Below are 10,011 nucleotides of genomic sequence, written 5' to 3'. Positions count from 1 at the left end.
CGGGCCGCCCAGCAGGCGTTGCCGGACGCGCTGCCCGCTGCTCCTAACGGGGCCGCCGCGGAGAACGCGCAGCCGACCGGGCGGCGCCGGCGTGCCCTGGCCGCCGCCAACGAACGTGCCGCCGCTCAGGAAGCGGCCCCGCGCGCGGTGTTCGCCCTGCCGCCCGCCGATGCCGACCGGGCGCCCGCAAGCGCCGAGGGGCAGGCGCCCGTACAGATTCCCGCTCCCGGCGCGTCCGGGAACGCCCAGATCGACGACGGTCGGCACGACGCCGTACCGCACGACCAGTCCGACGACCACACCCCGCCGCAGCCGCACCCCGCGAGCGCACCGACGGGACGTCGGCGGAGGGCGGTCGCCCAGCCTGCGGCCGCAGCAGCGGCGGAGCCGACGGGGGCTCCGGTGCAGCAGGGTGCCGGGCAGGGTGTGCCTGTGCAGGCGGGGCAGGCCGTGGCGGGTCAGGCCGGTGCGAACGTGTCGCCGCAGGGCGCCGGGGTTCCGGGCCATGGGCAGGGGTCTCACGGACAGGGTCTGGGGCAGGCCGTGCAGGTGCCACCCGGGCAGCCGGTCCCGGCGGCACCGGGGCAACCGGTTCCGCAACTCACGCCCCAAGGGCAACCGGTTTCCGGACACGTGCCTCCAGGGCAACCGATTCCGGCAGCACAGGCAATCGAAGGCGCAGCCTCCGCAGGGCAGCCGGTCCCCGGTCAGCCCGGTGTGACTCCGTTGACCTCGTCGACGCAAGCCGGTGTTCCCGGCGCACCCCAGCCAGGACAGGTCGCCGTACCCGGTCAGCCCGCCGTGGGTCAGCCGACCGTGGCCCCGCAGGGTGCCGCGGCTCAGCCTCAGGCCATGCCAACGGCCCCGGGTCAGCCGGTGCAGGCGGGTCCGGCGACGCAGCAGCCGGTCCCCGCGCAGGCAGGTCCCGCACCTGCGGCCCAGGCTGCTGCCCCGGCTGCCCAAGTCGCCCCAGGCACCCCCGCACAGAACTCCCCCGCACCACAGCCCGGCCTCCCTGCTCCGCAACCCGCCCTCCCCGCTCCGCAGGCCACCGGCCTCCAGCCGTCAGGCCCTGGCCCGCACACCGCCCCCGGTCAGCCGCTCCCGCTCCCCGCGGAAGCCGCGCCCGGCGGCGTGCAGCCCGGTGGGCCTCAGGGCACGCCCGCCCAACCGTGGCCCGCCACCGACAGCAGCTCCGGCGCGGGCGTCCCCGCACCGGCGAACGCGGCCACCCCCGCGCCGATGCCGCCGAACCCGACCGGCGCCGCCGTGCCTCCCAACGGCGCCGCCACCCCCGTACCGCCGAACGCGCCCCTGCCGCCCGAGAACGCCGCCGCACCGCAGCGGGCCGCGCAGCCGCTGCCCGCCGAGGCGACCGCCGCCGCTCCCGTGGACCCCAACTCCACGCAGGGGCGGGCGATCAGTGTGCGGACGTTGGGGCAGGGGGTGCCGTTCAGCAGGCAGGCGGCGCAGGTGCAGCAGGCGGCGTCCGCGCCGGCGGTTTCGCCGCAGACGAGCGGCGGCCGGCGACGGAAGCTGGGGACGCCGCCCGACCGGCCCGACCAGGCGGCCCGGCCGCATCCTTCGGGCGAGCAGACGTCGGCGCGCGGTTCCCGGCTGGCGCAGTCCACCGAGGCGGCCGGACGGTCGTACGCCATAGGCGCACCGGACGAGAACGCAGCCGAGGGGCCCGAGCCGCTGGACGGTCCCGGTGGGGCCGTCGAGGTGAAGGAACCGCCGCGTCCGCAGCCGATGGACGACGAGTTGCCGCCGGAGCCGCTGGACAATCCGCGCCGGCTGCTGGTGTGGCCCGCGCCGGACGTGACCACGCAGCAGGCGCTGAGCGATCGCGGGTACCGGCCGGTCATCGTGAACTCGCGCGAGGAGGTCGACGCGCAGATCGCGGCCTTCCCGGCCGCGCTGTTCGTCGATCCGCTGACCGGGCCGATCACGCGGACGGCACTGCAGTCGTTGCGGCAGGCGGCTGGGGCAGCGCAGGTGCCGGTGATGGTCACGGCCGGGCTCGGGCAGGCGACGCGGGAGGCGGCGTACGGCGCCGATCCCGCCGTACTCCTGAAGGCGCTGGCGCCCCGCGACAGTGAGCAGCATCCGCCGCGTGTGCTGCTGATCGAGGAGCATGCGGAGATCGCGCTGGCGCTGACCGCGACGCTGGAGCGCCGCGGGATGCAGGTGGCGCGGGCGGCGAGCGACGCGGACGCGGTGACGCTGGCGGGGCAGTTCCGGCCGAACCTCGTTGTGATGGACCTGATGCAGGTGCATCGGCGGCAGGCCGGGATCGTCGACTGGCTGCGCGCGAACGGGCAGCTCAACCGCACCCCGCTCGTCGTCTACACCGCCGCCGTCGACCAGGCGGATCTGCCGCGGCTGGCGTCGGGCGAGACCGTGCTGTTCCTCGCCGAGCGGTCCACCAGTACGGAGGTACAGAGCCGGATCGTGGACCTGCTCGCGCGGATCGGGACGAACTAGGGCGTGCGGCAGGAGCGGGGGTTGCTGATGCGCCGGACGGGTCCTAGCGGGCCGTCAGTCTCCGCGCCGCCTCCTTGATCGACGTGCGCAGGCGGTCGCGGTCGGTGTCCTCGCCGCCGGCCAGGATGCGGCTCATCTGGGGGACGACCACGGCCCAGTTGGCCAAGGCCGTCAGGAGGAGCAGCAGGTCGGGGGCCGGGATGGCGTCGGTGACGACGCCGCGGTCCTGGCCGTCCTGGAGGGCGGCGACCTTGCGGGCGTAGTGGTCCTGGCGTTCGGACTCGTCGGGCAGTTCCGCGGTGCCGTACTCCAGGCCCTCCCAGAAGAGCAGGCGCAGCAGCTCGGGGTGGGCGGCGTGGTAGTCCATCAGGCGGTCGATCCAGCCCTCGATGTCGTCCGGGTCGACCGGGACGGAGACGGCGAGGTCCAGCATCTTCTTCTCGAGGACGCGCGCGAACAGCTCGGCCTTGTTGCCGAAGTAGGCGTAGATCAGCTGCTTGTTGGCCCTGGCCGCGGTGGCGATGCGGTCCATGCGAGCACCCGCGATGCCGTACCGGGCGAACTCGGCGACCGACGCGTCGAAGATCCGGGCCCTGGTGGCTTCGGGGTCTCTTGCTGCCATGGGGACAGGGTAGCGGGGGAGTAACCAACTGTTTGGTTGACGGGAATTCGAGGGTGGCGCATGCTGTTGGAACCTGCAAGCAACCAACCAGTTGGTTGCTAGAGCCCACTCGAAGGAGTCCCTCCGCTCATGTCGTCAGCCGTCCCCAGCCAGAACACGGCCGTCGCCCAGCAGGCTCATCAGGACCATCAGGCCCCCCAAGGCCGGGAATCCAAGGCCCCCACCCTCTTCCTCGTCCTCATCGCCGTCTGCACCGCCGTCACGGCCGCCAACATCTACATCGCCGCCCCACTGCTCCCCCTCATCGCCCGCGATTTCGGCACGACGCCCTCGGCCGTGGCCTGGATCGCCTCGGTCGCGCAGTTCGGCTACGCCGCCGGCCTGCTCTTCTTCGCCCCGCTCGGCGACAGCGTCAACCGGCGCCGTCTGGTCGCCCTGCTCTCCCTGGGCACCACGCTGGCACTGCTCGCGGGTGCCGCGGCCTCCGGCACCGATGCCCTCGCGGCCGCCGTGTTCATCGCCTCCGCCGCGACCGTCGTACCCCAGCTGCTCGTTCCGCTGGTCGCGGCCCGCGCTCCCGCCGCGCGCCGTGCCCGCCATGTCGCCGCCGTCATCGCGGGGCTGTTCACCGGGATCGTGGCCGCGCGGGTGCTCGGCGGGCTGGTCGGGGAGGCCTTCGGCTGGCGGGTGGTGTTCATCGGGGCCGCGGTCCTGACCGCCGTACTCGGTCTGGCCACCGCGTTCGTCCTGCCGGATGAGGGGCGTCGGCGCACGGGCCCGCTCTTCTCCGGGCTCGTCTCGTTGCCGGGAGTCGTGCGCCGCTCGCCCGACCTGTGGCGCGCGTGCCTGCGGCAGGCCGGGATGTTCGGCGCCTGGAGCGCCCTGTGGACCTCACTCGCCCTGCTGCTGACCGGGGAGTCGTACGGCCTGACCACCGCCACCGCCGGGCTCTTCGGCCTCTTCGGTCTCACGGCCAGCGCGGTCGCGCCGCTGGCGGGCGGCCTCGTCGACCGCTTCGGTGCCGCCAGGGTCGTACGGTCCGCGTTTCTCCTCGCCGCCGTGTCCGTACCGCTCTTCTGGCTCGGCGGGCAGGTGATGTGGGCTCTGTTCGTCGCCGCCATCGTGATCCACGCGGCCCTGGTCGCCTCCCACGTCGCCAACCAGACGCTCGCCCTGACCACCACCTCCACCCCGGCCACCGCCAACACCGCCTACGTGGTGGCCGGTTTCGCGGGCGGCGCGATCGCTTCCGCGCTCGCCGGGAGCGCCTTCAGCCACTGGGGCTGGGGCGGAGTGTGCGCGGTGGCGGGAGTGTGGCTGGTGTTGGGGTGGGTGACTACGTCGATACGGCGGTGAGCCTCGGGCCTACGAGTTCCATACGGCGGTGGGGCGGGCGCCCGAGTTCGATACGGCGTTGACGCGGGCGTCCGCCGGGCAGGGACGGTGGGTGCCCTGCCCGGCGTAGGCCTCCGACCCTCAGAGCTTGGTGACGTCCAGCTTGCCGTCGGCGTACTGCCTGCGCAGGACCTTCTTGTCGAACTTGCCGACGCTCGTCTTGGGGACGGCCTCGATGATGGTCCAGCGCTCCGGGAGCTGCCACTTGGCGATCTTGCCCTCGTCGGCGAGGAAGGCGCGCAGCGAGTCGAAGTCGGCGGTGGCGCCCTCCTTCAGTACGACCGTGGCGAGCGGGCGTTCGCCCCACTTGTCGTCGGGGACGGCGACGACGGCGGCCTCGGCGACGTCCGGGTGGGACATCAGCGCGTTCTCCAGCTCGACCGAGGAGATCCACTCGCCGCCGGACTTGATGACGTCCTTGGCGCGGTCGGTGAGGGTGAGGAAGCCGTCGGCGGAGATCGTGCCGACGTCGCCGGTCTTCAGCCAGCCGTCCTCGCTGAACTTGTCGGCGGGGCGCAGGGGTTCGGCCCCCGGGCCGTTGTAGTAGGCGCCCGCGATCCACGGGCCGCGGACCTCCAGCTCGCCCGCCGACTCGCCGTCCCAGGGGAGACGCTCGCCGCCGGGGCCGGTGAGGCGGGCCTCGACGCTCGCGGGGAAACGGCCCTGGGTGAGGCGGTAGGCGAACTCCTCCTCGGTGCCGACCGCGTGGGCCGGCGGGCGGGCGATGGTGCCGAGCGGGGAGGTCTCCGTCATGCCCCAGGCGTGGCAGACCCGCATGCCGAGCTTGTCGAACGCCTCCATGAGCGAGGGCGGACAGGCCGAGCCGCCGATGGTGACCTGGGTGAGGGAGGAGACATCACGCGGGTGGGCGGTCAGTTCGGCGAGCAGGCCCTGCCAGATGGTGGGGACGGCGGCCGCGTGCGTGGGCTTCTCGCGCTCGATCATCTCGGCGAGCGGGGCGGGCTGCAGGAAGCGGTCCGGCATCAGCACGTTCACGCCGGTCATGAAGGTCGCGTGCGGCAGGCCCCAGGCGTTGACGTGGAACTGGGGGACCACCGCCAGCGAGATGTCCTGGTCGGTCAGGCCCATCGACTGGGCCATGTTGACCTGCATGGAGTGCAGGTAGATCGAACGGTGGCTGTACACCACGCCCTTCGGGTCGCCCGTCGTCCCGGACGTGTAGCACATGGCCGCGGCCTGGCGCTCGTCCAGCTCCGGCCACGCGTACGTCGTCGGCTTCCCGGCGATCAGCTCCTCGTACGCGTGCACCCGCGGGGCGGCGTCCGCGAGCAGCGACAGGTCGCCGGGGCCGGACACCACCACGTGCTCGATCGTCTTGAGGTGCGGCAGCAGGGGGGCGAGCAGCGGCAGCAGCGAACCGTTGACGATCACCACCCGGTCGGCGGCGTGGTTCACGATCCAGGCGAGCTGCTCGGCCGGGAGGCGCAGGTTCAGCGTGTGCAGGACCGCGCCCATGGAGGGGATCGCGAAGTACGCCTCGACGTGCTCGGCGTTGTTCCACATCAGCGTCGCCACGCGCTCGTCGTCCGCGACCCCGAGGTCGTCGCGCAGGCCGTGCGCCAGCTGAGCCGCGCGGGCTCCGATCTCGGCGAAGGAACGCCGCTGGGGCTCCTCGCCGGTCCAGGTGATCACCTGTGATGTGCCGTGGATCGTCGACCCGTGGGTCAGGATCCTCGAGATCAGCAGCGGTACGTCCTGCATGGTGCTCAGCACGGCGTCCTCCCGGGGGCGACATTGCCTACGCGGTAGTAAGGGTCGCGCTGATTCTGCTCACATACCGCTTGGTATGTCACTAGGCGCGGGCGATCGATCACGTCGGTCACGTCACGTTGCGTCCACCGTGGCGGGGCTGTATCGATGTGCGGCTCCGCCGCGTGGGCGCGACCAGCCACGACGGACCCGCAGTCGACGCACCGGGCTTCCAGCGGAGCGCTTAGCGGACCAGCAACAGCTCCGGATCCTCGCGCAGCTTGCCGAGGGCGCGGGACACCGCCGACTTGACCGTGCCCACCGAGACGCCGAGCACCTCGGCCGTCTGGACCTCGCTGAGGTCCTCGTAGTACCGGAGGACTACCATCGCGCGCTGCCGTGCGGGCAGCTTGGAGATCGCCCGCCACATCGCGTCGTGCAGCGCCTGCTGTTCGGCCGGGTCGTCCCCGCCGGAGACCGGCTCGGGCTCCGGCAGCTCGTCGCAGGCGAACTCGTCCACCTTGCGCTTGCGCCACTGCGATGTCCGGGTGTTCAGCAGCGCCCGGCGCACATAGCCGTCGAGCGCGCGGTGGTCCTCGATCCGCTCCCAGGCGACATACGTCTTGGTCAGCGCCGTCTGCAGCAGATCCTCCGCGTCGCTCGGGTTCGCGGTGAGCGACCGGGCGGTACGCAGCAGCACCGGCTGGCGGGCCTTGACGTACGACGAGAACGACGGGTACGTCAGCGACCGCGTCGCGGCTTGGGAAGCGCTGGTGCAGACGGTTGTGGTCATGGCTCCACGCTATGAGCGACCCCCTCTCCAGCGGATCGGCCGCAGGTCCCGAAGCGCACTCCCCCTCAGGTTGTAGGGGTGGTGCTGACTGCACCTCCTGAAGGTGGACCGGAGGAGGACACCTACTGCGGGTTTACCCCTGGGGGCTACGACCACGGTGCCGGGCCCCATGCCTGTGCGGCCGGCACGGCGGCGGCCCCCGGCGCCGCTCCCCGTGCGGCAGCCCCGACCCGGGTTCCCCCACGGCGCCTGCCTCACGCTCCCTCCAGGACCAGCCCCGACGTCGGCACACCTGTCCCCGCGGTCACCAGGACCCGGCCGGTCCCCGGTATCTGGTTGACGGATGTGCCCCGCAGTTGCCGTACCCCCTCCGCGATCCCGTTCATCCCGTGCAGATACGCCTCCCCCAACTGTCCCCCGTGCGTATTGACCGGCAGCCGCTCCTCCGCCATGAACTCAGCGGCCTCACCCTTTCCGCAGAACCCGAACTCCTCCAACTGCATCAGCACGAACGGTGTGAAGTGGTCGTACAGGATCCCCACATCGATGTCGGCCGGGGTGAGCCCGGAGCTGCGCCACAGCCGGCGGGCCACCACGCCCATCTCCGGCAGGCCGGTCAGGTCGTCCCGGTAGAAGCTGGTCATCTGCTCCTGGGCCCGCCCCGCCCCCTGGGCGGCGGCTGCGACGACAGCCGGGGGGTTCGGCAGGTCGCGAGCCCGCTCCACGGACGTGACGACGATGGCCTGACCGCCGTCCGTCTCCTGGCAGCAGTCCAGCAGCCTGAGCGGTTCGGCGATCCAGCGCGAGGCCGCGTGGTCGGCGAGCGTGATCGGTCTGCCGTGGAAGTACGCCGCCGGATTGGTGGCCGCATACTTGCGGTCCACGACGGCCACATGCCCGAACACCTCCGGGGTCAGCCCGTAGGTGTGCAGATACCGCTGAGCCGCCATCGCCACCCAGGAGGCCGGGGTGAGCAGCCCGAACGGCAGGGACCAGCCCAGGGCCGCGCCCTCCGCCGACGGCTCTCGGTGCTGCACACCCGAGCCGAATCTCCGGCCCGACCGCTCGTTGAACGCGCGGTAGCACACCACCACCTCGGCCACGCCCGCGGCGATGGCGAGCGCCGCCTGCTGGACGGTCGCGCAGGCCGCCCCGCCGCCGTAGTGCACCCGGGAGAAGAAGGACAGCTCGCCCATCCCGCAGGCCTGGGCCACCGTGATCTCCGGGCTGGTGTCCATGGTGAACGTGACCATCCCGTCCACGTCCCCCGGTGTCAGCCCCGCGTCGTCCAGCGCCGCCCGCACCGCCTCCACCGCCAGCCGGAGCTCACTGCGGCCCGAGTCCTTGGAGAACTCGGTGGCGCCGATCCCGACGATCGCGGCCCGCCCACCGAGGGCGTCCGGGGTTCGGGTGCTCATCGCGCACCCCCCGTCGGTACGGTGACCGTCACCGTGCCGGTCACATGTCTGCCGATGCCGTTGTCCCCCACGACCCGAACCGTCGCGGTCTCGCCATCGAGCTCGTCCACCGTCCCCGTCAACACCATCGTGTCCCCCGGGTAGTTGGGTGCGCCCAGCCTGATGGCCACCTTGCGCAGGACGGCCGTCGGGCCGAAGTGGTCCGTGATGTAGCGGCCCACCAGGCCGTTGGTGGTCAGGATGTTCATGAAGATGTCGGGGGAGCCCTTCTGGCGGGCCAGTTCCGCGTCGTGGTGCACGTCCTGGTAGTCCCGGGAGGCGATCGCTCCGGCCACGATGAGCGTGCGGGTGATCTCGATCTCCAGCGGCGGCAGTCGGTCGCCGACCGTCGGCAGTCGGTTGCCGGTCCTCACCGATCCCATGCCTCGCCCTCCTCCCCTTCCTTGATCAAATCGCCCAGTTCCTGCAGCAATTCGTCGCCGCATCCCAGATATGCGTCCAGCTGCCGGCCCCACAGGAAGTGCCGGTGCACCGGATGGTCCAGGTCGGCTCCCGCGCCGCCGTGCAAATGCTGGCCCGCGTGGACGACCCGGCTGCCCGCCTCGGACGCCCACCAGGCGGCGGCCAGCGCGTGCGAGGCGTAAGGCAGCCCGGTGTCGCGCCGCCAGGCCGCCTCGTACGCCGTCACCCTTATCGCCTCCGTGTCCATATACGCGTCCGCTGCCCGGAGTTGGACGGCCTGTTTGGTGGCGAGCGGTCGCCCGAACTGCTCCCGGCTGTTCGTGTGCTCCACGGCCCGCGCGAGGGAACCGGCGCAGACACCGGCCTGGAGACCGGCGAAGGCGGTGCGGGCGGTGGCGAGGACGTCGGCGTAGGCGTCGGGGCCGGTGGGGTCGGCGGGGTGTACGGAGCCAACGCCGCCGATCTGTTCGCCGCCAACGTCGCTGAGCCGGTCGGCACCGGGCCCGCTGAGCCGGTCGGCACCAGGCCCGCCAAGCCGTTCGGCACCAGGCCCGCCGAGCCGTTCGGCTTCGGTTCCCTCCAGCACGAGTCGCCCCGCCGCCCAGGGCGCCGTGAGTTCGACCGGCTGCCACTCCACGTGGCCGACGTTCGGCACCAGCCACAGCTTCCGGTCCGCGTCGGCCACCAGGACATGCGTGGCGTCCCGCAACCAGGGCACGACGGGGACCGTGCCGGTCAACTCGCCGCCCGCAGTCGCCCGTACCCCTCCCTGTGCCGGAAATGCCCCGCTGACCACCACCGAGCCGTCGATGATCCCTGGCAGCAACCGCTCGCGCTGCTCCGCCGAGCCGTGGGCCGACACCGCCAGAAGTCCGTACACACAGGTGGCCGCGAAGGGCACCTGGGCCGTCGTGCGGCCCTGCTCCTCCAGGAGGAGGACGAGGCCCAGCAGGCCCACCTCCTGGACGGCGCCGATGAGTCCGGCTGCGCACAAGGCCTTCCACAGCTCCGGGTCGCTGACTGTGCCGGCGGCCGTCAGCCGTTCGTGCGTGGCGAGGTCGCCGAAGATCCGCGCGGCCAGTTCCTGGGCGGCGGTCTGCTCCGCGGTGGGCGTGAAGTCCATG

The 10,011-nt window shown here is 72.6% G+C and carries 7 protein-coding genes and 1 pseudogene; 2 read left to right on the top strand and 6 right to left on the bottom strand.

Going from position 1 to position 10,011, the window contains the following annotated elements; translation table 11 throughout:
• Window positions 1-2,487 (top strand): annotated as a pseudogene (locus AB0I98_RS45295) (nickel transporter); the annotation flags it as partial.
• A gap of 43 nt (window positions 2,488-2,530) precedes the next feature.
• Here the strand turns inward: AB0I98_RS45295 and AB0I98_RS45290 are convergent.
• Window positions 2,531-3,109, bottom strand: a complete 579-nt coding sequence (locus AB0I98_RS45290; protein WP_362951923.1) for a TetR family transcriptional regulator — start codon at window positions 3,107-3,109, stop codon at window positions 2,531-2,533.
• Window positions 3,110-3,238: 129 nt separating this feature from the next.
• Here AB0I98_RS45290 and AB0I98_RS45285 point away from each other — a divergent pair, with 129 nt between their 5' ends.
• The gene (locus AB0I98_RS45285; protein WP_362951922.1) at window positions 3,239-4,465 is read left to right on the top strand and encodes an MFS transporter; all 1,227 of its coding nucleotides are present in this window, start codon (window positions 3,239-3,241) and stop codon (window positions 4,463-4,465) included.
• 120 nt (window positions 4,466-4,585) lie between these two features.
• Here AB0I98_RS45285 and AB0I98_RS45280 read toward each other — a convergent pair whose 3' ends face one another.
• The 5 genes from AB0I98_RS45280 to AB0I98_RS45260 form a co-directional block, all read right to left on the bottom strand.
• Window positions 4,586-6,226 carry a long-chain fatty acid--CoA ligase gene (locus tag AB0I98_RS45280; protein WP_362951925.1) on the bottom strand — a complete coding sequence of 547 codons (1,641 nt, stop codon included), beginning with the start codon at window positions 6,224-6,226 and terminating at the stop codon, window positions 4,586-4,588.
• 232 nt (window positions 6,227-6,458) lie between these two features.
• Entirely contained in the window at window positions 6,459-7,007 is a 549-nt protein-coding gene (locus AB0I98_RS45275) for a SigE family RNA polymerase sigma factor (protein ID WP_362951921.1), read from the bottom strand.
• A gap of 254 nt (window positions 7,008-7,261) precedes the next feature.
• Window positions 7,262-8,425 carry a lipid-transfer protein gene (locus tag AB0I98_RS45270; RefSeq protein WP_362951920.1) on the bottom strand — a complete coding sequence of 388 codons (1,164 nt, stop codon included), beginning with the start codon at window positions 8,423-8,425 and terminating at the stop codon, window positions 7,262-7,264.
• The gene (locus AB0I98_RS45265; protein WP_362951919.1) at window positions 8,422-8,847 is read right to left on the bottom strand and encodes a MaoC/PaaZ C-terminal domain-containing protein; all 426 of its coding nucleotides are present in this window, start codon (window positions 8,845-8,847) and stop codon (window positions 8,422-8,424) included. The genes AB0I98_RS45270 and AB0I98_RS45265 overlap by 4 nt, the downstream gene beginning before the upstream one ends.
• Complete coding sequence (locus AB0I98_RS45260; protein ID WP_362951918.1) at window positions 8,835-10,010, bottom strand: acyl-CoA dehydrogenase family protein; 1,176 nt, start codon at window positions 10,008-10,010, stop codon at window positions 8,835-8,837. The genes AB0I98_RS45265 and AB0I98_RS45260 overlap by 13 nt, the downstream gene beginning before the upstream one ends.
• Window position 10,011 lies beyond the last annotated feature (1 nt).

It is taken from the genome of Streptomyces sp. NPDC050211, assembly GCF_040656035.1.
GTDB lineage: Bacteria > Actinomycetota > Actinomycetes > Streptomycetales > Streptomycetaceae > Streptomyces.
Note: the sequence above shows the minus strand (reverse complement) of the source record. Positions and strands in the feature narration are given on the sequence as shown.